Source organism: Pseudonocardia sp. McavD-2-B, from assembly GCF_024124365.1.
Taxonomy (GTDB): domain Bacteria; phylum Actinomycetota; class Actinomycetes; order Mycobacteriales; family Pseudonocardiaceae; genus Pseudonocardia; species Pseudonocardia alni.
The window spans coordinates 1-21,334 of the sequence record NZ_JAMXSG010000022.1; the positions used below are offsets into that span (position 1 = coordinate 1).

Genomic DNA, 21,334 nt, shown 5'->3' on the forward strand with positions numbered 1-21,334 from the left:
GGGATGCCCCACCCTCCTAGACTGCACCAGCCCGGTCACCGGTGGCCCCCGCCCGGGCCCAGTCGACGCCGCCGAGGCCGTCGCCGCCGCGCGGCGGGCCGGGGTGCGGGTGGTGATGGTGACCGGCGACCACCCCGCCTGCGCCCGGGCCGTCGCCGCGGAGGTCGGGATCGACCCGGACCCGGTGCTGACCGGCCGCGACCTCGACGGTCTCGACGACGCGACGCTGGCCGCCGCCGTCGCGTCGACGCCGGTGTTCGCCCGTGTCTCGCCCGCGCACAAGCTGCGCCTGGTCACGGCGCTGCAGGCCGGCGGGGAGGTGGTGGCGGTGACCGGGGACGGCGTGAACGACGCCCCCGCGCTCGCCCGGGCCGACGTCGGCGTGGCCATGGGCTCGTCGGGTACCGATGTGGCGCGCGAGGCGGCCGGACTGGTCCTGGCCGACGACGACGTCTCCACCCTCACCCGGGCCCTGCACGAGGGCCGCACGCTGCACGGGAACCTGCGCAAGGGCGTCGCCTACTACCTGGCCTGCAAGGCCGGGCTGGTCGCGACCGTCGCCGCCGGGGTGCTCACCGGGATGGCCGTACCGTTCACCCCGATCCAGATCGTGGTGCTGGAGATGTTCATGGACATCGCGGGGAGCGCGACCTTCGCCGCGGAACCCTCCGAGCGCGACACCATGACCCGCCCACCGCGCGCCCCGGGTGCACGCTTCCTGGACCGGGCCCTGCTCGGCGACCTCGCCGCGGGGGCGGCGGCGTTGTTCGTCGCCGTCGGCGGGCTGTACCTGGTGACCGCCTCGCAGACGGTCGCGTTCGTGGGCTGGCTGTCCGGGCACCTGGCGCTGGCCTGGGTGATGCGTACCGAGCGGACGCCGGTGCTGCGGGCGGGGCTGTTCGCGAACCGGTTCCTGCCGTGGTGGACGGTGGTGACCGCCGTGGCGGTGTGGGTGGTCACGACCGTGCCGGTGCTGCGGGAGACGCTGCGGCTCACCCCGCTGACCGGTCCGCAGTGGACGGCGGCGGTGCTGGTGCCGGTGGCCGCGGTCGCGGTGCTGGAGCTGCGCAAGGCCGGGCGACGGCGGGCCGCCACGGCACGCCCGGCGGGGTGATCCGTGCTAGACCACCGGTCGTGAACGGATCGGTCCTGTCCCGCCCGGCCCCCGAGCCGCCCCGCACCGTCGCCGTCGGCGACGACCCCGACCAGGTCATGGACCTGTGGCCGGACGGCGGGCCCGGCCGCCCGCTGGTCGTGCTGGTGCACGGCGGGTTCTGGCGGCCCCCGATCGATCGGACGCACCTGCGGTCGATGGCGGCCGCACTGAACGCGCTGGGGCTGCCGGTGGCCTCGCTGGAGTACCGCCGGGTGCCCGGCGACCCGGACGCGACGGTCGCCGACGTGCTCGCCGGTCTGCGGGCCGCCCGCGCCGTCGCCGGGCCGGTCGTCGCGGTGGGGCACTCCGCGGGCGGGCACCTGGTACTGCACGCCGCGGCCGTCGAGCCGTCGCTGCTGCGGGCGACGGTGCCGCTCGCCCCGGTCGCGGACCTGGCACTGGCCGACGCGGAGCACCTCGGCGACGGCGCGGTCCGCGCCTACCTCGGCGGCCCGGCGGCCGGGCGCACCGACCTGGACCCGGCGGCGGGCCCGACCCCGCCCGGGCCGGTGACGATCGTGCACGGCGACGCCGACGACCGCGTCCCGCTGGGCGTCTCCCGCTCCTACGCCGGCCGGCACCCGTCGGTGCGGCTGGTCGAGCTGCCCGGCTGCGACCACTTCGCGGTGGTGGACCCGCTGTCGGCGGCCTGGGAGACGGTGACCCGGGAGATCCTGGCGGCGGCGACGTGACCGCGCCCGGTGGCCTGCCCCGCCACCAGCTCACGATGACCGTGCTGATGACCCCGGACATGGCGAACTTCTCCGGCAACGTCCACGGCGGTGCGATCCTGAAGCTGCTCGACCAGGTCGCGTTCTCCTGTGCGAGCCGCTGGGCCGGGACCTACGTCGTGACGCTCTCGGTCGACCGGGTCCGCTTCCGCGAACCGATCTACATCGGCGAGCTCGTGACCTTCCTGGCGTCGGTGAACGACACCGGGCGCAGCTCGATGGAAATCGGCATCCGGGTCACCACGGAGAACATCACCGAGCGGACCCAGCGGCATGCCAACAGCTGCTACTTCACGATGGTCGCGATGGACGAGCACCGGCGTCCGGTCCCGGTCCCGGAGCTGGTCCCGTCGACCGACACCGAGCGCCGTCGCCGGGACGAGGCGCGCAGGCGTCGCGAGGCGCGCCGGGCCGGCGGCTGACCCCGGACACGACGGTGCCCCGGGACCACACGGTCCCGGGGCACGTCGAGGTACGGGGAGGTCAGTTGACCGAGTCGCCCGCGCCGGAGGTCTGGCCGCAGCTGTCGGACTGGTCGGTGGCCGAGTCGCCGGAGACCGCCTTGGCCTTGCCACCCAGGCCGAGGGCGCCGGTGACGCCGCTCAGGAGGTTCGCGTCCTCGACCGGGACCTGCACGCCCAGCACGTTGACCGGGATGTTGTTGTTGCAGACCTGGATCGGCACGTTGACGTTGTTGCCGCTCAGGCCACCCGCGAGCAGGCCCTTCGCGTCCTTGTCGATGTGGCCCGACTCGTGGTTGCCGTGGTGCTTGCCGTCCTTGGCGGAGTCGCCCGCGTAGTCGCCGGCGAAGGCCAGCGGGGAGACGGCGAGCAGGGACGCGGCGGACGCCGCGACGATGATTCCGGCCTTCTTCAGCACAGTTCTTCTCCTGATGAGGTGTCAGGGCCGTGGTGAAGGCCCCGTTCCATGACGGCACGCTGACAAAAAAGGGGGAGCCCGTGCCGACTGGCTGCGAATCTAGCTGCGCGGGAGAGCCCGAACAATTCCTCTACCACCATCGGGTGGCCGAATTACTTTCCGTTCGGATACTCCCACGATCGGGTCGAATGCGATCGGGGCGAACCACCCGAAGCAGCACCGGGACCGGCGACGACGACCACGGCGGGTGGTCATGCGACCCTGCCCCGGACACGGACGTGCCCCGGGACCGCGAGGGTCCCGGGGCACGTCAGCGACGAGGAGTCGGTCAGTTGACCGAGTCGCCCGCGCCGGCCTCCTGGCCGCAGGTGTCGGACTGGTCGGTGGCGGAGTCGCCCGACACGGCCTTGCCCTTGCCCGCGATGCCGGCGGCACCGGTCAGGCCGTTGCCCGCAGCGGCGTCCTCGACCGGAACCTGGACACCCAGGACGTTGACCGGCACGTTGTTGTTGCACGCCTGGACCGGGACCTGGGCGTTGTTGCCGTTGGCACCCGCGACGAGGCCCTTGGCGTCCTTGTCGATGACGCTGTCCGAGCCGGCGAACGCCAGCGGCGACAGGCCGATCAGGGCAACGGCGGACACGGCGGCGACGAAACCGGCCTTCTTCTTCTGCACAGTCTTCTCCTGGTGAGTCACGGATCCATTCGGATCCGGGCACGTGCCGGCCCGACGACAAAGGGGGGAGCCCGAACCGGCTGAGAAGAACCGTAATGGCGGGAAAGGTGCCCATCAAGCTCAGAACACCATCGTGGGGAACAATCACCGAGCGTCAGATATTCACACGATATGGTGTCGTCGCCGAGTCGGCGATTCTGCACGACGACGGGGCGGAACCGCGCCCGGCCCCGCCCCGTCCGCTCGGACGTGCGTCAGCCGACGCGACCCCACTGACCTGCGGGCTCGTCGGCCTCCATCTCGGCGACGGCCTGGACCATCGCCAGCAGCTCCGGGTCGAGTCCCGGTCCGAACTCCTCGGGCCGCTCGACGGCGATGTCCATCGGGACGCCGTCGGGCGCCTGCGCGGTCGACAGCGTCGTCCCGTCGTTCGACGGCGACGGACCGCGGTAGAGCTTCCCGGCCTCGGAGAGCTGGTCGAGGCTGAAGGTGTACTGCTTGCTCTGCAGACCCTGCTCCAGCAGCGTCGCCACCTCGGGGAACTTCTCGGCGTTCGTCTTCGGGATCGGCAGCAACGTGTTCCAGTTGACCCCGAGCGCCTCGAGCGCCTTGGCGTAGGCGTTCTCGTGGGCCTGGTCGCGCACGATCAGGTACGCGATCGTCGAGCGCGCCGTCTTGTTCGCCGTCATCTCGTAGAGCCGGCACTTCTGCAGCCGGCCGGTCGACTCGAGCATGAGGTTGTAGAGCAGGTTGAGCGGCAGGTTGCCGCTGTCGTAGACGTACTTGCCCGTCCACGGGTCACCCTGCGCGTCGACCGGCAGTGCCCCCTGGGCCCCCACCAGGTAGTGGTGGATGTTGCCCTCGGTCAGGGCCGCGCTCAGCGGGGTCGCCCCGCCTGCACCGGGCGTGTCCATGTCGTCGGTCGCGCTGCCCTGGTAGCGGGGCGAGCCGTCGGTGAGCCGGGCGATCGTGGTGGCGATCAGCTCGACGTGCCCGATCTCCTCGGTGCCGACGCCGTAGAGCAGGTCACGGAAGGGTTTCCCGTCCGGACCGCGGAAGTTGAAGCTCTGGAACAGGTACTGCATCATCGTGCGCATCTCGCCGAACTGGCCGCCCAGCCCCTCCTGCAGCGCATTCGCCGCGGCGGGGTCGGGCTCGTCGGGGACGATCTCGTTCAACAGTCGCTGGACATGCAGGAACACGGGTGACACCTCGTGGCTGTGGGGTGCGACCCCCTCCGGGGGGTCGTGGACACGGCCTGCGGGGTTGAAGCCGTCGGACCCGGCCTACCCGGACCCCGTGGGTCCACACCCGCGCGCTCCCCGGGACGAGTCCGACCAGATCGCGGTGCGCCGCGTCCGCGGTGTCCGGCCGCCCCGTGCCGGTCCGGATCCGGGCGACCGCACGGGCACGGCGCGGGGGCCGCCCTCGTCGGCGTGGTGGTCCTACCAGCGGTCGATCGTGGCGGCGGTGGCGAGGCCGTGCCGGAGCACCGCGCGTTCGGCCAGGTCGACCAGCAGGTCCACGGCGCCGCCTCCGATCGGGGTGTCGGGAAGGACGTGCGGGACCGGCCCGCGGGGAGCGCGGACCGGTCCCGCACGCGTCGTTCAGCGGGCCGGGTCGATCGCGACCGGCTCGCGTCGTGCCTCGTGGTGGTTCGCGTTGCGCGGCGTGGCCAGCACCTGGCGGGTGCGGTCGTCGAGCGCGACGGAGTCGGACAGGGCCCCGCTCGCGGCGAGCGTGTGCTCGAGCGCGTCCAGCCAGTGCTGGTAGTAGCTCCAGGGCTCGCCGCCGTCGCAGTTCTCCCAGGCCTTGATCGCCTCGACCAGGGAGAGCTGGAACTCGCTCCACTCGTAGTGGCCCTCGTGGTACGCGGCGACCGCCATGGCGAAGGCCCGCAGCTCCCACGGCTCGGTGAACGGCTTGTCCGCCCCGGGCATGTCGCAGACGAGCTTCTCGATCCGGCGGCGGGCGTCGCCCAGCTCGGTGGCGTCCGTCCGGACCCCGGCGCTCATCCGCGGGCCGCCTGGGTGACGACCGGCTTCGCCGTGCCGACGCCGATCATCGAGTCCCGGGTGACCAGCGCGGCCAGCTCGTCCTCGGAGAGGTGCTCGCTGCCGGCCGGGCGCTGTGGCAGCACCCAGTAGCGCAGCTCGGAGCTGGAGTCCCACACCCGGATCTCGACGCTGTCCGGCAGCGGCAGGCCGAAGTCCTCGGCCAGCACCTTCCGGGGCTCACGCACGATGCGGGCACGGAACGGCGGCGCCTTGTACCAGTTCGGGGGCAGCCCGAGCACCGGCCACGGGTAGCACGAGCACAGCGTGCAGACGATGACGTGGTGGACGTCGTCGGTGTTCTCGACGGCGACCATCTCCTCGCCCTGCAGGCCGCCGACCCCGAGCTCGCGGCAGGCGGCGGAGGCGTCCTCCAGCAGGCGCGCCTTGAACTCCGGGTCGGTCCACGCCTTGGCGACGACCTTCGCCCCCAGCTGCGGGCCGACCTCGTTCTCGTAGACCTCGGCGAGACGGTCGACCGCCGCGGTGGTCATCACGCCCTTCTCGATCAGCAGCGACTCCAGGGCCTTGACCCGGGCGGTGATCTCCTCCTGCGTGCGGAGCGGGGTGTCGGTGGGCTTCGCGGTCATGGGTCAGGCTCCCTGGGTGGCAGGGACGGGCGAGAGGTACGGCTCCCACACGTCGAAGTAGTTGACGCCGTTCGGGTCCGCGTACTCGGCGCCCCACAGCTCGGTGGCGTCGAAGCGGACGGTGTAGAGGTGCTCGGGGCAGTCGCCGAGCCCGTTGCCGGCGGTGTCGGGGTAGAGGTAGGTGCCGTGGGCCGCGCTGATCACGCCGCGGCGGCCGCGGATGTAGCGGGCCCGGCGGGTGTGGCCGTAGGGGCTCTCGGAGGAGATGACCACCTCGTCGCCGACGGAGAACCGCGCGACCTTGTCCGACTCGCGGTGGGCCGGGAACCCGTTGGTGACCGCCCAGTCGACGAACTCGACGATCTCGGTGTCGGTCGCCCGCTCGGGCAGCGGGGCGTCGGGGTTCTCCAGGTAGTGCTGGGTCCGCGCCTCCAGCTCGGCCGGGTCCAGCACGCCCGCGGCCTCGGCGTAGTGCTCGACCGTGTGGACCCAGTGCTCGTAGTAGTTCGAGATCAGGTACTCGGCAGGGTCCATCTTCTCGATGCCGTGCCGGAACTGGTCCACGTTGAACAGCCCGGCGCGGGCGCTCTGCGCGAACATGGAGAAGGCGCGCTTCTCCCAGTCGGCACGGAACACGGGCTCGGACATGTGGTCGTTCTCGACCTTGCCCAGCCCGTCGGTGCCGCCGAGATCGAAGACTCCGTTCACTGCCGTCCTCCCACGGTGGTGAGGGCAGGCGGAGCGGGGAAGCCGCCGACGGCCTGCTCGAAGGTGTGCGCGACCCGCAACACGGTCGCGTCGTCGAATCGCCGGCCCACGATCATCAGACCGGTCGGGAGCCCGTTCACGAGCCCGGCCGGGACCGACGCGGCCGGGTGCCCGGACACGTCGAACGGGGCACAGTTGCCGATCATCCCCAGCGCGGTCGGCAGGTAGCTGTCCAGATCGGCGTCGAGCCCGAGCAGCTCGGGCGCGGTGTAGGGCACGGTCGGCATGACCAGCACGTCGTAGCCGGTCAGGGCCGCGTCGTAGGCCGCCCGCACCTCGAAGGCCAGGTTGCGGGCCATCCCGTAGTAGGCACCTCCCGCGTGGGCGAAGGTGTAACCACCCGAGAGGCCGACGAGCTTGACGGTCTTGGACAGCTCCGACCCGCGGGCGTGACGCCCGCGGTGGTAGTGCGCGATCAGCTCCGGGTCGTAGAGACCCGGGTAGTTCATGCCGTAGGCGTTGCCGTCGATCATCTGGTGCGCGGCGCCCTCGGTCCCGATGACGTTCCAGACCGCCATCGCGTCCAGGTGCCAGGGGATCGAGACCTCCTCGGCGACCAGACCCGCATCGGTCAGCGTCCCGATCGCCGCACGCACCGCCTCGTCCACGGCCGGGTCGCTCTCCGGGCGGGCGAAACCCTCGGTCACGATCCCGACCCGCAACCCACCCGCCGAGGTCTCCAACGCCGCCAGGTAGTCGACCGGCTCGAGCTCGGTGGGCTGACGCACATCGAGCCCGTCGACCCCGGCGATCACACCCAGCATCAGTGCGGCGTCGGACACCGTGCGCGTGATGGGGCCCAGATGGTCGATCGTGGCCTCGATGGGGAACGCACCGGTGTAGGGCACCAGACCGTGGGTGGGCTTGTGCCCGACCGTGCCCGAGAACGCCGACGGCATACGGATCGAGCCGCCCTGGTCACCACCCACGGCCATGTCGACCGCCCCGGACCCGACCAGCGCCGCACTACCCGACGAGGACCCACCCGAGATACGGGTCGGGTCCCAGGGGTTGCCCACCGGCCACGGCCGGGAGGTGAAACTGCCCCCGGAGAAACACAGGTCCTCACACATCGCCTTACCGGTGATCGTCGCCCCGGCGGCCAGCAGCCGAGTCGCGACCGTCGCGTCACGGGAGGGCACGAACCCCTCCACCGTGGCCGACCCGTTGGTCATCGGGACCCCGGCCAGCGAGATGTTGTCCTTGAGCGCCACGGTCCGCCCGGCCAACGGGCCCTCCGCCGCACCGGTCACCGACGTGGTCACGTACCAGCCACCCAGCGGGTTGTCCGCCGGCTCGGACCACTCCCGCTGCGGGGCCTGCGGCGCCGACGCCCGGTAGAGCTCCTCGACCCGCTCCGAGGACGCCAGCGTCGCAGCCACCGCCGGACCGAACTCGGCCAACTCCGCCTCGGACAGACCGAACGCGTAGTGCTCGTTCAACGCCGCCAGACGAGCGGCATCAGGGGGTGGAATCGCCATCAGGTGGTGCTCCTCACATCGGGGGATGCGAGAAAGCTAGGGTTCATGCCTGCACATGTCAATCAATACAGACGCATTGACACGAGGTCTGACACACCCGTCCCGCCTCTGTTACACGCGCGTATTCACGACCGTCCCTCGCTGTCGTTCATCGAGCCGAAGGTCGCGCCGCGGGCGGCCGCGAGGTGCAGCGGCTGCTCCACGTGGTGGTGGCCGTCGAGCGCCAGGGTGCCCCGCGGGAGGTCGTAGCGGCCGGACCGGATCTCGTCGGCGACGGGCACCGGCTCGGTCGAGCGGACGGCGCGGGCCGCGGCGGCCCACACGTGGATCGCCTCGAACATCGACTCCGACAACGACGACAGCGGCGCCGCCCACTGGCCGAAGCGGGCCCGGTAGCGCTTCAGGAGCGACCCGTTGCGCTCGGTCTGCAGGTGCTGGAAGTAGCCGGAGACACCGTGGATCCCCTGGGAAGCGTGCAGTCCGATCCGCTCCAGGGTGGCCTCGTCCATCGCGGGGCCGAGGCTGACGGTCCGGTCGCGCAGACCCATTGCGTGGCACTGACGCTCGAACGCGGCGGCGTCGGCGCCCACGAACGTGTTGAGCACGATGTCGGCGCCCGAGGCGGCGATCCGCTCGACCAGCGGGGCGAAGTCCCGGGCCCCGAGCGTGGCGTAGCCCTCGCCGACCAGCACCGCGCCGTGCGCCGGGAGCACCTCGCGCGCGGCGGTGTTGACCGCACGGGGCCACACGTAGTCGTTGCCCGCCAGGAACCAGCGACGTCCACCGGCCGCCCGCATGACCGGTCCCGCCGCCGTCACGAGCTGGGTCGCGGGCCGCTCGCCCAGCCGGATCCGCAGCCGGGACTCGCCGCCGCCCTCGTTCATGTTGGTGTGCACGACGAGCACGTCGCGGCCGGTCAGGGCGGTCGACACGGCGTGGTAGGTGGCCGACGTCGTCGTCAGGAAGATCGTCCGGCAGCCGGCCCGGGCCAGCCGCAGCGCCTCCAGCGCCCCGGTGCCGGGGTCGGTGGCGTCGTCGGCCTCCAGCAGGTCCACCGGCCTGCCGCCGACCCCGCCCGCCGCGTTGATCTCCTCGACGGCGAGCGTGGCCACGTTCGCCACCGCCGAGGCGAACAGCCCGCCCGAGCCGGACCGGCTGGTGAGGACCCCGATGCGCGGCCCCGTGACGGCGTGGTCGCGGACCGGGTGACCGCGCCGGCGCATCAGCCACTCCAGACCGCGCTCGTCGATCCCGGCGTCGAGCCGGATCCGGGTGCCGCCGGGTGCGGGGGTGAACCGCAGCCGGATGCGGCCCCGCCAGGGCTGGTCGTGGGTGATCGTGATGGTGCGCGGTCCGCGGAGCTCGCTGATCCGGCCGAGCACGTCGACCGGCGGCCCGCCGGCGATGGGCGCCCGCAGGGTGACCGGCTCGCCCACCGCGACCCGGTCGCACGCCGCACCGAACAGCCAGCCCGCGCCGGAGTCGCGCCCGAAACGTCCGAAGACGACCGCCGGGTCGGCGGCGACGAACTCCTCCACCGCGAGCGCGATCGTCCCCATGGGGGTCAGTCTCCCGGCACGGAGGGTCCGGTCATCCGGTCGCGCCCTCCCGGTCCGTCGCGGGACGGCTCTCCACGGCGGAGCCCACCTCGCCGAGCGAGGACTGGAACAGGGTGCGCAGCAGCGCGATGACGTCGGCGGCCGCACCACCGGGCTCGATGGAGTAGTAGCGGTACCGGCCGGAACGGCGCTCGGTGATGAGCCCCGCGACGCGGAGCACCCGCAGATGGGTGGAGACGGCCGTCCGGCCGACCGAGGTGATGTGGTCGGCCAGGTCGCCCGCGCTGACCTCGTCGTGCTCGGAGAGCACGGCCAGGATGCGGCGGCGGACGGGATCGGCGAGCGCGTCGAAGGCGGGGCCGGCGTCCCGGACGGCCCCGGCCGACGCGTCAGGATCCGATGACATGATGCCGAGTCTAACGCGGACGGCCCGTTCGTCGGGTGTGACACCGTCACGCGGGCGTCACCAGCGCCCCGACGGCCTCCTCCGCGCACACGCCGGGGCGGACCGACGGCAGCCCGGGCGCACCGGGCGGATCAGGCGGCGGGCGTCCGCGTCCGGCGCAGGACCAGCAGCCCGCCGACGGCCGGGACGACCGAGAGCGACCGGGTCGTCCCGGTCGTCGGCATCAGACACACCGACGGTTCTCCTCGTCGGCTCCGGCCCGCTCGACGTCGTGGTCGCCGGGGACCCGGTCAGCGGCTCCCCGCCACGCGGCCGAGCCGCAACGCCGAGGCGAGGAAGAAGACACCGCCGAGCAGGGCGTAGCCGGCGACACCCGACAGCGACGCCCCCGCACCCGACGCCATGACGACGAACGAGGTGCCCGCGACCACCGACAGGGACCCGCTGGCGATCATCGCGCCCTGCCCGCCCAGCCGTCGGCGCCGCAGCGCGACGACGAGCTGCACGATCCCCGCGACGACCGCCCAGGCGCCCCACACCCGCAGCACCGCCGGCACGCCCGAGGCGAGGGCGACGGCGAGTCCGGCCGCGGCGAGCGCACTCAGGACGACGTTGACGTACAGGCCCGGGGCCGCTCCGGTCGCCCGGGACGAGCGGGCGTCGACCACGGCGGCGGCCACGTCGAACAGCGGGTAGAGCACGAGCAGCGCCGCGGTCGACGGGCCGATGTCCGACGCGTTCAGGAACAGCAGGACCGCCCAGACCAACGCGAACCCGGAACGCACCAGGTAGAGCCGCCGCAGGGCGGGCGCGTCGCCCTGCGCGGAGGACAGGCCGTTCGCCGTCCGGTCGGTGGTGTGGGTGCTCGCCATGACGCCTCCAGGTAGAAAGACCGTTCTTCCTTGCTCCGGCGAGCATGACAGCGGGTGTCACGAACTGCAAGACCGATCGTTCTTTCTGCTAGCCTGCACAGGTGATCCGCACGACGTCCGGCACCACCGCGGACAGCACCGGCACCGCCCCGGCGTCGACCGGGCCGGGACGCTCCGAGGCGCGTGAGCGGCTGCTCGCGACGGCCGGCGGGCTGTTCTACCGTGAGGGCATCCGGGCGGTCGGGGTCGAGCGGATCGTCGCCGAGACCCCGACGACGCGCGCCACGTTCTACCGGCACTTCCCGTCGAAGGAGGCGCTCGTCGTCGCCTACCTGCGCGGCGTCGACGCCCACACCCGCGCCGCCCTGCAGGAGGCCGCCGGGTCCGCGGCCACCCCGGACGGCGCCGTCCGCGCGGTCGGCACCGCCCTGGTCGACGACCTGTCCCGGCCGGAATTCCGGGGATGCGCGTTCCTGAAGGCCGCCGCCGAGTTCCCCGATCCCGAGGACCCCGTCCGCCGGGTCGTCGCCGAGCACCGCGCCTGGTACGTCGCCACCCTCACCGACCTGTTCGCGCAGGTCTTCGGCTCCTCGCCGCGACGCGGGCGGCCGGACCACGCGGCCCAGCACTTCCTGATGATGCGCGACGGGGCGATGTCCGGCGCCGACATCGACGGGGCGGCCCACGTCGGCGACGCGTTCCACCGCGGACTCGAAGGACTGCTCACGCTGCTGCACTGAGCACCCGTGCCGACATGACATCCGGCGGGGTACCCCTGGGGGTACCGTGGTCCACACAGCGACCACGCCGCCCGCGGGCCGGCACGAGACGAGGGAGCCTCCATGCAGGTCAAAGCCGCAGAACTCACCGACGTGGTCAGCCGCCTGCGTCGCGTGGAGGGTCAGATCGCCGGCGTCATCCGCATGATCGAGGACGGCCGCGACTGCAAGGACGTCGTGACCCAGCTGGCGGCGGCGTCCCGCGCCCTCGACAAGGCCGGCTTCAAGATCATCGCCACCGGGCTCCGGCAGTGCGTGACCGAGAGCGCCGAGGGCGAGCAGTCGGTCGACATGGCCGAGATGGAGCGCCTGTTCCTGTCGCTCGCCTGACCCCGGCCGAGCACGCACGCCCCCGTCCCCCGCAGTACCGACGATTCTCCTGTCCATCGAGCCGGACCGGCCCTTCGCACCTGGTCGCCGCGGATGCCCACATGCCGCGGCGCGGCACCGGGACGGGCGGGGTCTGCGAGCTCCCGGCCGGCGGCGGCGCCTGGCGACGCCGCCTCCCCCGCGCTCGTCGCCCGAGTGGCCCCGGCGCCGCTCAGCCGTCGACGAGCGCCTCGGCCTCGATCGCCGTCCGGACCGCGTGCACCGCCCGGCGGAGCGCCTCGACCAGCGGCGACCGGTCCGCGCTGCGGGTGCAGAGCGAGATCGGGCAGGGCTCGACGTCGGCGATCGGGACGAAGACGACCTCCGGGTGCCGGACGCTGTCGACCACGGAGCTCCCGGTGATCGCGACGGCCGCACCGGCGGCGACGACCTCCAGCAGCTCGTCCATGGTGTGCACGGTGGGCCCGTAGGTGACGGGGACGCCGCTGGGCCGCGGGTCGCAGGCCCACCAGCGCACCCACTGCTCGTCGGTCCGGTCGTCGTTCGCGTGGGGTTCGCCGTCGAGGTCGGCCAGCTCGACGACGGCGCGGGCCGCCAGCCGGTGGCCGCGCGGGAGCGCGACGACGCGGGGTTCGAGCCGGACCACGTCGAGCCGGAGCCCGTCGGTGTCGGCGACGGGCGGCCGGACGAGCGAGGCGTCGACGGTCCCGGCGCGGACGGCGTCGGCCTGATCGGGCCACGGCAGCTGTACGAGCTGGACGGACGCGGCGGGGACGTCGCGCTGCACCAGCTCGATGATGCGCCGGGTGTGGGTACCGGTCGCCGCGGTCATGAACCCGAGGCGGACGACGCCGGCGGCGGCGCGCCCGTGTGCCTCGACCGCCGCGACGGCCCGGTCCGCGGCGTCGAGGGCCACGCGGGCCTCGGCGAGGAACCGGCGGCCCGCCTCGGTGGGGACGAGGGGGTGCGTGCTGCGGTCGAGCAGCTCGGCGCCGAGCTTGTGCTCCAGCGTCCGGATCTGCTTGCTCAGCGCGGGCCCGCTGACGTACAGCCGGGCCGCCGCCCGACCGAGGTGCCCCTCGTCGACGACGGCCACGAGATAGCGCACGAGGTGCAGGTTGAGGTCCACGTCGACTCCCTCCGTCACGCAGTGTCCCACGACACCGTCGGCAAGGACCACGGAGCTGCGGTGATAACCGGATGGTTCACGGCCGGGCCGGGACATGTCATGGACGCACCCGGCCGCCCCCGGCGAGGCTCCGTCCCGTCCCGCCACCGACGGAGGAGTACCCATGAGCCGCTACGAACAGGAGTTCGTGACGATGTTCGCCGGGCTGGAGAAGCAGCTCGAGAGCATCGACAACCCGCGCCACCGCGCGATCCTCAAGAACTACCGGCGGCACGGGCTGCTGGAGGTCGCCGGGCGCTACCACGAGCTCCTCGCTCCGGACATGACCGTCGAGCACCCGCAGTACCGGCTGCACGAAGGCGGCCAGTCGATCGTCCTCGACGGCATGGAGCAGGTCCTCGGGTTCTACGAGTCGCTGGTGGCCGCGAACGCGCTCGTCATGTGGGTGGCCGACCAGGACATCGCGGTCAACGACCACGGCTTCTCCGGCGAGGTCGTCTTCAACGCGTTCGTCCCCGCGCCGATGCTCGGCGAGAGCGCCTTCTCCGACATCCGGGCCGGCGACCCGGGCGAGATGTACCTGCTGCGCCGCACCCTCGCCTTCGTCTGGCCCTACGACGAGCGCTGCCGGCTCATCGGCGAGCACGTCTACGAGGACGGGGCGTCGCGCGAGATCATCGAGCCGGACCCGGCCGACGTCATCACCGCCGCCCGTGCCGCCGAGCTGCTCGCGCCCGAGATCGACCGGGTCCTGCCGTGAGCGCAGCATCCGGCGGCCGTCTGGCCGGGAAGGTCGCGCTGATCACCGGCGGAGCGCGCGGGCAGGGACGGTCGCACGCCGTCCGCCTCGCCGAGGAGGGCGCCGACATCGTCCTCGTCGACCACTGCGCCCCGGTCGCCACGGCGCCGTACCCGACCGCCGAGCCGGCCGACCTCGAACAGACGGTGAAGCTCGTCGAGGAGCTCGACCGGCGGGTCCTGGCGGTCCGCGCCGACGTCCGCGACCTGTCCGCGCTGCAGGCTGCGGTGACCGACACCGTCGCCGAGCTCGGCCGCCTCGACATCGTCGTGGCCAACGCCGGCATCGCGAGCTATGCGCCCGCGCTGGAGATGGCCGAGGACGCCTGGCAGGAGATGATCGACATCAACCTCACCGGGGCGTGGAAGACCGTCCGCGCCGCCGCACCCGCCATCGTCGACGGCGGCCGCGGCGGCGCGATCGTGCTCACCAGCTCCGTCGCGGGGCTGATGGGGTTCCCGAACCTCGCCCACTACTGCGCGGCCAAGCACGGCCTGGTGGGCCTGATGAAGGTGCTCGCGGTCGAGCTCGCGCCGCACAGCATCCGGGTCAACACCGTGCACCCCACCCACGTCGACACCGACATGATCCAGAACCCGGCGATCCACAGCTTGTTCACCGGGGGCGCGCCCGGCGCCGACCGGGCCATGGCCGCCCAGGCCATGAAGACGATGCACGCACTGCCGATCCCGTTCGTGGACCCGGTCGACATCAGCAACGCCGTCGTGTGGCTCGCCTCCGAGGAGGCCCGTTACGTGACCGGGGTGGCGCTGCCCGTCGACGGTGGGATCACCGCACCGTTCAAGATCCCGCACGACGCCGGCTGAGGCACCGGGGCCACGGGCGGCACCGCCGTCACTCCCTGGGCCTCGCCGAGGCGAACTCCCACATGATGGCCGACAGGTCGGGCCCGGCCCGGTCGGCGAACAGGCCGTCGGCCCGGGGCCCCGACCAGGAGTGCCCCATCCCCTCCACCAGGTAGGAGTCGACGGCCGCCCGGCCGCGGTCGCGGTAGCTGGTGCGGGTCCAGGCGTGGCCACCGGGCGGCTCGACGCGTGCGACCGAGTCGGGGGCGGCGCCGACGTCGGGCCGCCCGGTGGCGATGAGCCCACCGAGGGCCCGCCACTGCGCCACCAGGCGCTCGGCCATGAACGGGCGCACCACCTCGTCCTGATCGCCCTGCACCACGAGCAACGGGACCTGCCGGGCCCGCGGGCCCATCTCGGCCAGCGCGAGACGGGCCGTGTCGACCGGCGTCAGCGCAGGGTCCTCCGCGAACCGGTGGAACCGGTACTCCCCGCCCGCCACCGACGTCACGGTCGCGACCAGGTCGGGGTAGGTGACACCCAGGATCACCGCTGTACCCGCACCCGATGACGCCCCGGCCACGTGCACCCGGGCCGGGTCCGCCCCGTAGGTGGCCACGACCTGGCGGATCGCACCGGCCAGCAGCTCGGGCTCACCCCGGCCCCGCTGCTGGTGCTCGGGCGACAACGAGTTCCAGCACAGCTGCACGTTCCGCAGGATCGACTGGGTCGGGTAGACGACGACGAACCCCTCGGCGTCGGCCAGGTCGTCGAACCGGGTCATGGCCCGCATCGAGTTCAGCCCGGACCCGGTCATGCCGCAGCCGTGCACGGCGACGACGACCGGCATCGGCCGGTCCGCCCGCCAGGACGGCGGCAGGTGGACCTGGTAGGCGACCCGGCCCTCGGAGCTCGAGTAGCTGCCGGACCGGTCCTGACCGCCCGCCGGCTCCCGGGCCTCGGCGACCGCGGCCGGGATCAGGAGGGCGAGCAGCGCCAGCGCGGCCGCCCCCGCGATCCAGGCGGAAGGACGGTGACTGGTTCGACGGTCACCCATACCGGCATCATCTCCTCGTTCCCGGCGGACGACCACAGTGCACTCCGTGCCGTCGCGGCCGGGTCGACCGCAGGGGACGCGCGCCGCGGGGACCCCTTCGATGCGGTCAGTCCGTGACCCGGCTGCTGGAGCGGTACTCCAGGTGGGAGTACTGGGGGTGGCGGGCCAGCCAACCGGAGACGAAGGGGCACACCGCGAGTACCCGCAGGCCCTCGGCCTGCACCGCCTCGATCGCGCCGCGGGCCAGCTCGGAGCCCACCCCGCGGCCCTCGAACGCCGGGTCGACCTCGGTGTGGAGGAAGACGACGAGCTCAGCGGTGCGGGTGTAGGTGGCGAACCCTGCGAGCGTCTCGCCCTCGTGGGCCTCGAACCGGTTCGCGGCCCGATGGTCGGACACGGTGATCATCAGGTGTGCTCCAGGGTGTTCGGGGTACGCCCGGCCCGCCGGTCGCGTCGGCCGTGGGGACGAGGCTAGGACGCGTACAGGCCAACCCGGATCGGCCGCGCAATCGGTCGCGGACCTCGACGCCGTCCGGCGGGACCGCCGGTCAGGATGCGGCCCCGTCGGGCCGGAGGGCCCGGACGAGCAGGGGTGCACCCGGACCGGCCGGCCAACGGTCGAAGGTCAGCAGCGACGGGACCTCGGGGCGCCGCGCATCCAGGCCGGCGGATCCCGCCAACCGTCCGTTCCCCGCGAGCTCCGCGAGTCGTCCGAGTACACGGTCACGGGCCAGGAGATCCGCCGGCAGACGGCGGTAGCCGATCGGACGTCCGGCCGCTCGGGTCGGGTGCCCGGCCAGCTCCCCCCGTGAGCGCGTCCCCGGCGAGGTCGAGGGTGCGGCCGAGGAACCGGGGAGGTCCGGCGAAGATCGTCGCCGTCAGCCGGCCGATGTCGCGGACCGGATGATGGTGGTGGGGATGTCGAGGGTCCGGACGACGGGCGGTCGGGCTCTAGCTGTAACTCCCAGCCCCGTTGTTGACGCGGGTGATGGGTGGTCGGCCGCCGATGGCGGTGTGGCAGCGGTGGTGGTTGTAGGTGTGTAGCCAGTCCGGTAGCGCGGCGGCGCGCTCGTCGTTGCTGGTGAAAGGACGCTGGTAGGCCCATTCCTCGGCCAGTGTTCGGTTGAACCGTTCGGCTTTGCCGTTGGTCTGTGGGCGGTAGCGGCGGGTGAACCGGGCCTGGGCGCCGATCTCGGTCAGTGCCTCGCGCCAGGCCGCGGAGCGCCGGTAGGCCAGCGCGTTGTCGGTCATCACCCGTTCGACCTGGGCGATGCCGTGCTCGGCGAAGAACGACGCCGCCCGGCGGAGGAACCCGGCGCAGGTCTGCGCGCGTTCGTCGGGGTGGATCTCGGCGTAGGCCAGGCGGGTGTGGTCGTCGATCGCGGCGTGGACGAAGTCGAAACCGACTCGGGGCCCGTAGCGGGCGCGACGCCGTTCGAGGCTGTCGCGGCCGTGGACCCGCCAGCCGCCGCCGTCGCGTAGCCGGCCGAGCTTCTTCACATCGACGTGGACGAGTTCGCCGGGGCGTTCACGTTCGTAGCGGCGGATCACCTGCCCGGTGGGGCGGTCCATCCAGGCCAGCCGTGACATCTGGTGGCGGGTCAGGATCGCGTGCACTGTCGAGGCGGGCAGGCCGAGTAGTGGTCCGATGCGGTGCGGGCCGAGTTTGCGTTCGCGGCGTAGCGCGAGGACCTGCTGTTCGAGTTCGGGTCGGGTGCGCCCGGGGATGCGGTGGGCGCGGCTGGAACGGTCGCGTAGTCCGGCTTCGCCTTCGGCGCGATAGCGGGCGATCCACTTGTGACCGGTCGCGCGGGAGATCCCGAGTTCGGCGGCGACGTGGGCGACCGGGCGTCGGTGGTCGATGACACGCTCGACCAGCAGCTTGCGTCCGTGCTCGGTCAGGCGGGCATTACGGTGGGCCACGGAGACCTCCGGGTGGTTCGGGGTGAGCGTCGACAACTCACACCTCGCCCGGAGGTCTCCCTGATTTCAAGCCGCCACGCCGTCAACAACGGTCATGGGCACTACATCTAGCGCAGCGCGCGCCGGGCGTCGTCGCGCGGAGGGCCGCGGCACGGTCGACGACCGGTCGGGGGCGTGGCCGTGCACCCCCGGCGAGCCGGCGGGTACCGCCACCCACCCGCGATGCCCTCAGGCCCCTTCGACGAGCCGCCGCGCCGCGTCGCGCGCGTCGACGGCCGCGGACGGATCGCCGTCGAGCTGGGCGGCGACCATGGCACCGTCGTAGAGCAGGGACAGCTGCCTGGCCGTGGCCGCGGGCCGGGGATGCCCGGCCTCCGTCAGCAGGCCGGCGAACAGGTCGCGCACCCAGGCCCGGTGGCGGTCGAGCACCGCGGCGACCGATCCTTCCGTCCCGCACTCGGCACCGACGTTGATGAACGGGCAGCCGCGGTAGCCGGGCTCGGCGAACCATTCCCCCAACATGTCGAAGACCGCGAGCAGTCGTTCGGCCGGCTCGGTGGCCCTACCGGGCAGCTCGGCCTCGACGTGCGCCCGCCAGCCGGTGCTTCGACCGTCGAGATAGGCCTCCACCAGCGCGTCCTTGCCGCCGAAGTGCCCGTAGAGGCTGGCCTTCGCCACCCGTGCCTCGGCGAGGATCCGGTCGATCCCCACGGCGTGGATGCCCTCGGCGTAGAACAGCCGGTCCGCGGTCTGCAGGAGTCGCTCCCGTACCGGCGGCCGCCGCTCCGTCGTGTTCATGACTTGACGATAACAGACAGACCTGTCTAACGTAGTCGATGCGAACAGACCTGTCTGTCTGAAAGGTGCCTCTCATGACCCCTCCGTACTTCGACCGCTACGAGAACCTCGCGTTCGAGCGCTCCGACGACGGCGTACTCACCCTGCGCTTCCACACCGACGGCGGGCCGATCACGTTCACCGGCACCACCCACGAGGACCTGCCGAAGGCCCTGGAGGACATCGCCCACGACCCCGACAACCGCGCACTCGTGCTCACCGGCACCGGCGACGTGTTCATGGACTCCATCGACGGCGCGAGCCTGGGCGAGATCTTCAGGCCCGCGCACTGGGAGAAGATCCGCCGCGAGGGTCTCGCCGTGCTGCAGCGCCTGCTCGGCCTGCCGATGCCCGTCATCGGGGTGGCCAACGGCCCGGCCACCGTGCACTCGGAGTACCTGCTGCTCACCGACATCCACATCGCCTCCGACCGGGCCACCTACGGCGACTTCCCGCACCCTGCCTTCGGCATCACCGCGGGGGACGGCCTGCAGGTCGTCTGGGAGGAGGCCGTCGGAACCGCCCGTACCAAGTGGCTGCTGTGGACCGGCGAGACCGTCGACGCCGCGACCGCCCTGCAGTGGGGCGTGGTCAACGAGGTCGTGCCGCACGAGCAGGCCTACGCCCGCGGCCTCGAGATCGCGCGCACGCTCGCGGCGAAGCCCGCGCTCTACCGCAGCCTGCAGAAGCAGACCCTCAACCAGCGCCTGCTGCGCCGGCTGATCGAGTCCGTCCCCTACGGCATGGCGCTCGAGGGCCTCACCGCCGCCGACCTCGCCTACCAGGCGGGCTGACCGCAGGGGCGGGGCGCCCGGTCCGGGCGCCCCGGCCCGACCGTCACGAGGAGTGACCATGGACCTGAACCACCGACGGGGAGTCGTCACCGGAGCGGGCAGCGGGATCGGCCGCGGTCTCGCCGTGGCCCTCGCTGCGCGCGGCGGGCACCTCCTGCTCGTCGGCCGACGCGAGGCGCCCCTGCACGAGACCGCGGAGCTCGTCGTCGCCGCGGGCGGCAGCGCCCACGTGTACGCCCTCGACGTCACCGACCCGGCTGCGCCGGACAGCGTCGTCGCCACCGCCCGCGAGCGCCTCGGCGGTCTGGACCTGCTGGTGAACAACGCCGGCAACGTCCGCGCGGGCCGCCTCGAGAACCACGACTCCGACGACGTGCGCGCGATGGTCGACCTCAACCTCACCGCGCCGATCCTGCTGACCCGCGCCGCACTGCCCGACCTCCGTGCCGGCGCGGCCGCGCACGGACCCACCTCGGTCGTGCTCACCATCGCCAGCGGTATCGCCCTGGTGGGGCTGCCCTTCTACACCGTCTACGCCGCCACGAAGACCGGTGTCGCGGCGTTCGGACACGCCCTGCGCCGCGAGCTGCACGGCACCGGGGTGCACGTGGCCACCGTCTACCCCGGAGCGACCACCACCGCGATGATGGACAGCTCCACCGCAGGCGAGGATCTCGGCTTCGGCCGCCGCCCGGTCCCGGACGTCGTCGCGGACGTCCTCGACGCTCTCGCCCGCGACGAGCACGAGATCAACACCTCGCTCCCCACCCGCCGCGCGATGCAGCAGCTGCACGCCCGCGACCCGCTCGCCGTCGACACCCAGCTCGCACCCCGCCTCGCCGACCTCGAGGCCGCGGTACGTCACCACCGCAGCATCTGAGCCATCCGGAGGACCACCCCATGACCGCCGCCACCGCCGCTCTCACCGACCCCGACGCGATGATCGACTCCCTCGCCGCCTCCCACGCGCTCCTGGACCGGCTCGACACCACGGGGCTGACCGCCCCCACCCGGCTGCCCGGGTGGTCGGTCGCCCAGGTCCTGTCCCACCTGGGCAGCGGCGCCGAGATCGGGACCGTGCTCGTCGGCCGTGCCCTCGACGGTGCCACCGACACCGTCGACCGGCACGTCATGACCGGCATCTGGGACCGCTGGAACGCCATGACCCCGCAGGAACAGGCCGACGGACGACGTGAGCAGGACGCCCGTCATCTGGCGTTGCTCCAGGGCCTCACCCCCGGGCAGCGCCGGCACCTGAGGGTGCCCTACTTCGTCGGCCCGCTCGACGTCGCCGAGTACACCGGTTACCGCCTCTCCGAGCACGCGGTGCACACCTGGGACGTCGCTGTCGCCCTCGACCCGTCCGCCCGTCTCGCCCCCGGCACGGCCGCGGTCCTGTGGGCACGTCTGGGCCTGATCGCCGGCCGCTTCCATGCGGCCGACGTCCGGGTCCGGCTCGCGCCCGCCGACGTCACGCTCCGGCCCACCGACGGCGCGCCGGAGGCGACACTGGTCATCCGGCCCGACACCGTCGCCCTCGTGGACGGCGACCACGGGACCGCGCAGGTGCGCGGCACGGTCGACGCACTCGTCAGGCTCTGTTACGGCCGCCTCGACCCGGAACTGCGGGACGACGATCGGCTCGACGTCACCGCAGGTGTGTCCCGCGCGGACCTGACCGACCTGTTCCCCGGCTACTGACGGAGAC

At 72.9% G+C, this 21,334-nt stretch carries 25 protein-coding genes; 10 read left to right on the forward strand and 15 right to left on the reverse strand.

The genetic code is table 11. The features are described from left to right. The 3 genes from NH602_RS05595 to NH602_RS05605 all read left to right on the forward strand — a co-directional run. Positions 1-1,114, forward strand: a 1,114-nt coding sequence (locus tag NH602_RS05595) for an HAD-IC family P-type ATPase (RefSeq protein WP_253067208.1), incomplete at its 5' end; no start/stop codon positions are given. Positions 1,115-1,134: 20 nt separating this feature from the next. After that, positions 1,135-1,848 carry a S9 family peptidase gene (locus NH602_RS05600; RefSeq protein ID WP_083658690.1) on the forward strand — a complete coding sequence of 238 codons (714 nt, stop codon included), beginning with the start codon at positions 1,135-1,137 and terminating at the stop codon, positions 1,846-1,848. Between the two features lie 35 nt (positions 1,849-1,883). Then, entirely contained in the window at positions 1,884-2,309 is a 426-nt protein-coding gene (locus tag NH602_RS05605; RefSeq protein WP_073576130.1) for an acyl-CoA thioesterase, read from the forward strand. A 61-nt stretch (positions 2,310-2,370) separates the two neighbouring features. On the opposite strand, the gene NH602_RS05610 is transcribed toward NH602_RS05605, so the two are convergent. From NH602_RS05610 to NH602_RS05655, 10 genes are all read right to left on the reverse strand, one after another. Beyond that, positions 2,371-2,766 (reverse strand): hypothetical protein, encoded by a 396-nt coding sequence (locus NH602_RS05610; RefSeq protein WP_073575996.1) that lies wholly within the window; start codon positions 2,764-2,766, stop codon positions 2,371-2,373. Between the two features lie 328 nt (positions 2,767-3,094). Beyond that, positions 3,095-3,442: a hypothetical protein gene (locus NH602_RS05615; protein ID WP_062398646.1), complete on the reverse strand. Its 348-nt coding sequence runs from the start codon at positions 3,440-3,442 to the stop codon at positions 3,095-3,097. Positions 3,443-3,696: 254 nt separating this feature from the next. After that, the gene (locus NH602_RS05620) at positions 3,697-4,644 is read right to left on the reverse strand and encodes a manganese catalase family protein (RefSeq protein ID WP_073575997.1); all 948 of its coding nucleotides are present in this window, start codon (positions 4,642-4,644) and stop codon (positions 3,697-3,699) included. 405 nt (positions 4,645-5,049) lie between these two features. Beyond that, positions 5,050-5,457: a nitrile hydratase accessory protein gene (locus tag NH602_RS05625; protein WP_253067209.1), complete on the reverse strand. Its 408-nt coding sequence runs from the start codon at positions 5,455-5,457 to the stop codon at positions 5,050-5,052. Continuing rightward, complete coding sequence (nthA, locus tag NH602_RS05630; protein ID WP_179761579.1) at positions 5,454-6,086, reverse strand: nitrile hydratase subunit alpha; 633 nt, start codon at positions 6,084-6,086, stop codon at positions 5,454-5,456. The genes NH602_RS05625 and nthA overlap by 4 nt, the downstream gene beginning before the upstream one ends. Positions 6,087-6,089: 3 nt before the next feature. Further along, a complete protein-coding gene (gene nthB / locus NH602_RS05635; RefSeq protein WP_179761578.1) occupies positions 6,090-6,794 on the reverse strand; it encodes a nitrile hydratase subunit beta in 705 nt (234 codons plus the stop codon). Then, positions 6,791-8,335, reverse strand: coding sequence for an amidase (locus NH602_RS05640; protein WP_179761577.1), 1,545 nt, complete (start codon positions 8,333-8,335; stop codon positions 6,791-6,793). Before NH602_RS05640 ends, nthB begins: the two co-directional genes overlap by 4 nt. Positions 8,336-8,460: 125 nt before the next feature. Further along, a complete protein-coding gene (locus tag NH602_RS05645) occupies positions 8,461-9,894 on the reverse strand; it encodes a substrate-binding protein (RefSeq protein ID WP_073576001.1) in 1,434 nt (477 codons plus the stop codon). Between the two features lie 31 nt (positions 9,895-9,925). Continuing rightward, entirely contained in the window at positions 9,926-10,300 is a 375-nt protein-coding gene (locus tag NH602_RS05650; RefSeq protein ID WP_073576002.1) for a helix-turn-helix transcriptional regulator, read from the reverse strand. A gap of 290 nt (positions 10,301-10,590) precedes the next feature. After that, positions 10,591-11,172 carry a hypothetical protein gene (locus tag NH602_RS05655; protein WP_179761575.1) on the reverse strand — a complete coding sequence of 194 codons (582 nt, stop codon included), beginning with the start codon at positions 11,170-11,172 and terminating at the stop codon, positions 10,591-10,593. 101 nt (positions 11,173-11,273) lie between these two features. Here NH602_RS05655 and NH602_RS05660 point away from each other — a divergent pair, with 101 nt between their 5' ends. Together NH602_RS05660 and NH602_RS05665 are read left to right on the forward strand one after the other, a co-directional pair. Next, a complete protein-coding gene (locus NH602_RS05660; RefSeq protein WP_253067210.1) occupies positions 11,274-11,912 on the forward strand; it encodes a TetR/AcrR family transcriptional regulator in 639 nt (212 codons plus the stop codon). A gap of 102 nt (positions 11,913-12,014) precedes the next feature. Further along, positions 12,015-12,281 carry a metal-sensitive transcriptional regulator gene (locus tag NH602_RS05665; protein WP_179761574.1) on the forward strand — a complete coding sequence of 89 codons (267 nt, stop codon included), beginning with the start codon at positions 12,015-12,017 and terminating at the stop codon, positions 12,279-12,281. Between the two features lie 211 nt (positions 12,282-12,492). On the opposite strand, the gene NH602_RS05670 is transcribed toward NH602_RS05665, so the two are convergent. After that, a complete protein-coding gene (locus tag NH602_RS05670) occupies positions 12,493-13,428 on the reverse strand; it encodes a LysR family transcriptional regulator (RefSeq protein WP_253067211.1) in 936 nt (311 codons plus the stop codon). Positions 13,429-13,573: 145 nt separating this feature from the next. Between NH602_RS05670 and NH602_RS05675 the strand changes: the two genes are divergently transcribed. Further along, positions 13,574-14,170: a hypothetical protein gene (locus NH602_RS05675; RefSeq protein ID WP_179761573.1), complete on the forward strand. Its 597-nt coding sequence runs from the start codon at positions 13,574-13,576 to the stop codon at positions 14,168-14,170. After that, entirely contained in the window at positions 14,167-15,036 is an 870-nt protein-coding gene (locus NH602_RS05680) for a mycofactocin-coupled SDR family oxidoreductase (RefSeq protein WP_179761572.1), read from the forward strand. The genes NH602_RS05675 and NH602_RS05680 overlap by 4 nt, the downstream gene beginning before the upstream one ends. Before the next feature lie 28 nt (positions 15,037-15,064). Here the strand turns inward: NH602_RS05680 and NH602_RS05685 are convergent, their stop codons facing one another. From NH602_RS05685 to NH602_RS05700, 4 genes are all read right to left on the reverse strand, one after another. Continuing rightward, on the reverse strand, positions 15,065-16,072 hold the full coding sequence (locus NH602_RS05685; protein ID WP_179761571.1) for a PHB depolymerase family esterase: 1,008 nt from the start codon (positions 16,070-16,072) through the stop codon (positions 15,065-15,067). Between the two features lie 106 nt (positions 16,073-16,178). After that, the gene (locus NH602_RS05690) at positions 16,179-16,478 is read right to left on the reverse strand and encodes a GNAT family N-acetyltransferase (RefSeq protein ID WP_253067212.1); all 300 of its coding nucleotides are present in this window, start codon (positions 16,476-16,478) and stop codon (positions 16,179-16,181) included. Between the two features lie 545 nt (positions 16,479-17,023). Further along, on the reverse strand, positions 17,024-17,995 hold the full coding sequence (locus NH602_RS05695) for an IS481 family transposase (protein WP_253067222.1): 972 nt from the start codon (positions 17,993-17,995) through the stop codon (positions 17,024-17,026). A gap of 228 nt (positions 17,996-18,223) precedes the next feature. Next, complete coding sequence (locus NH602_RS05700; RefSeq protein WP_179761569.1) at positions 18,224-18,793, reverse strand: TetR/AcrR family transcriptional regulator; 570 nt, start codon at positions 18,791-18,793, stop codon at positions 18,224-18,226. 74 nt (positions 18,794-18,867) lie between these two features. On the opposite strand from NH602_RS05700, the gene NH602_RS05705 reads away from it, so the two are divergent. The 3 genes from NH602_RS05705 to NH602_RS05715 are packed head-to-tail and all read left to right on the forward strand — an operon-like array spanning position 18,868 to position 21,327. Then, on the forward strand, positions 18,868-19,626 hold the full coding sequence (locus tag NH602_RS05705) for an enoyl-CoA hydratase/isomerase family protein (RefSeq protein WP_253067213.1): 759 nt from the start codon (positions 18,868-18,870) through the stop codon (positions 19,624-19,626). 58 nt (positions 19,627-19,684) lie between these two features. Next, a complete protein-coding gene (locus tag NH602_RS05710) occupies positions 19,685-20,506 on the forward strand; it encodes an SDR family oxidoreductase (protein ID WP_179761567.1) in 822 nt (273 codons plus the stop codon). Between the two features lie 20 nt (positions 20,507-20,526). Continuing rightward, positions 20,527-21,327, forward strand: a complete 801-nt coding sequence (locus NH602_RS05715; protein WP_253067214.1) for a maleylpyruvate isomerase N-terminal domain-containing protein — start codon at positions 20,527-20,529, stop codon at positions 21,325-21,327. The last annotated feature ends 7 nt before the right edge of the window (positions 21,328-21,334 follow it).

Excerpts from the sequence above, each read along its gene's own strand:
- NH602_RS05665 (WP_179761574.1), top strand. The coding sequence starts at position 12,015 with ATGCAGGTCAAAGCCGCAGAACTCACCGACGTGGTCAGCCGCCTGCGT.
- NH602_RS05705 (WP_253067213.1), top strand. The coding sequence starts at position 18,868 with ATGACCCCTCCGTACTTCGACCGCTACGAGAACCTCGCGTTCGAGCGC.
- NH602_RS05710 (WP_179761567.1), top strand. The coding sequence starts at position 19,685 with ATGGACCTGAACCACCGACGGGGAGTCGTCACCGGAGCGGGCAGCGGG.
- NH602_RS05700 (WP_179761569.1), bottom strand. The coding sequence starts at position 18,793 with ATGAACACGACGGAGCGGCGGCCGCCGGTACGGGAGCGACTCCTGCAG.
- NH602_RS05685 (WP_179761571.1), bottom strand. The coding sequence starts at position 16,072 with ATGGGTGACCGTCGAACCAGTCACCGTCCTTCCGCCTGGATCGCGGGG.
- NH602_RS05625 (WP_253067209.1), bottom strand. The coding sequence starts at position 5,457 with ATGAGCGCCGGGGTCCGGACGGACGCCACCGAGCTGGGCGACGCCCGC.
- NH602_RS05655 (WP_179761575.1), bottom strand. The coding sequence starts at position 11,172 with ATGGCGAGCACCCACACCACCGACCGGACGGCGAACGGCCTGTCCTCC.
- NH602_RS05605 (WP_073576130.1), top strand. The coding sequence starts at position 1,884 with ATGACCGTGCTGATGACCCCGGACATGGCGAACTTCTCCGGCAACGTC.
- NH602_RS05675 (WP_179761573.1), top strand. The coding sequence starts at position 13,574 with ATGAGCCGCTACGAACAGGAGTTCGTGACGATGTTCGCCGGGCTGGAG.
- NH602_RS05650 (WP_073576002.1), bottom strand. The coding sequence starts at position 10,300 with ATGTCATCGGATCCTGACGCGTCGGCCGGGGCCGTCCGGGACGCCGGC.
- NH602_RS05690 (WP_253067212.1), bottom strand. The coding sequence starts at position 16,478 with ATGATCACCGTGTCCGACCATCGGGCCGCGAACCGGTTCGAGGCCCAC.
- nthA (WP_179761579.1), bottom strand. The coding sequence starts at position 6,086 with ATGACCGCGAAGCCCACCGACACCCCGCTCCGCACGCAGGAGGAGATC.
- NH602_RS05640 (WP_179761577.1), bottom strand. The coding sequence starts at position 8,335 with ATGGCGATTCCACCCCCTGATGCCGCTCGTCTGGCGGCGTTGAACGAG.
- NH602_RS05715 (WP_253067214.1), top strand. The coding sequence starts at position 20,527 with ATGACCGCCGCCACCGCCGCTCTCACCGACCCCGACGCGATGATCGAC.
- NH602_RS05645 (WP_073576001.1), bottom strand. The coding sequence starts at position 9,894 with ATGGGGACGATCGCGCTCGCGGTGGAGGAGTTCGTCGCCGCCGACCCG.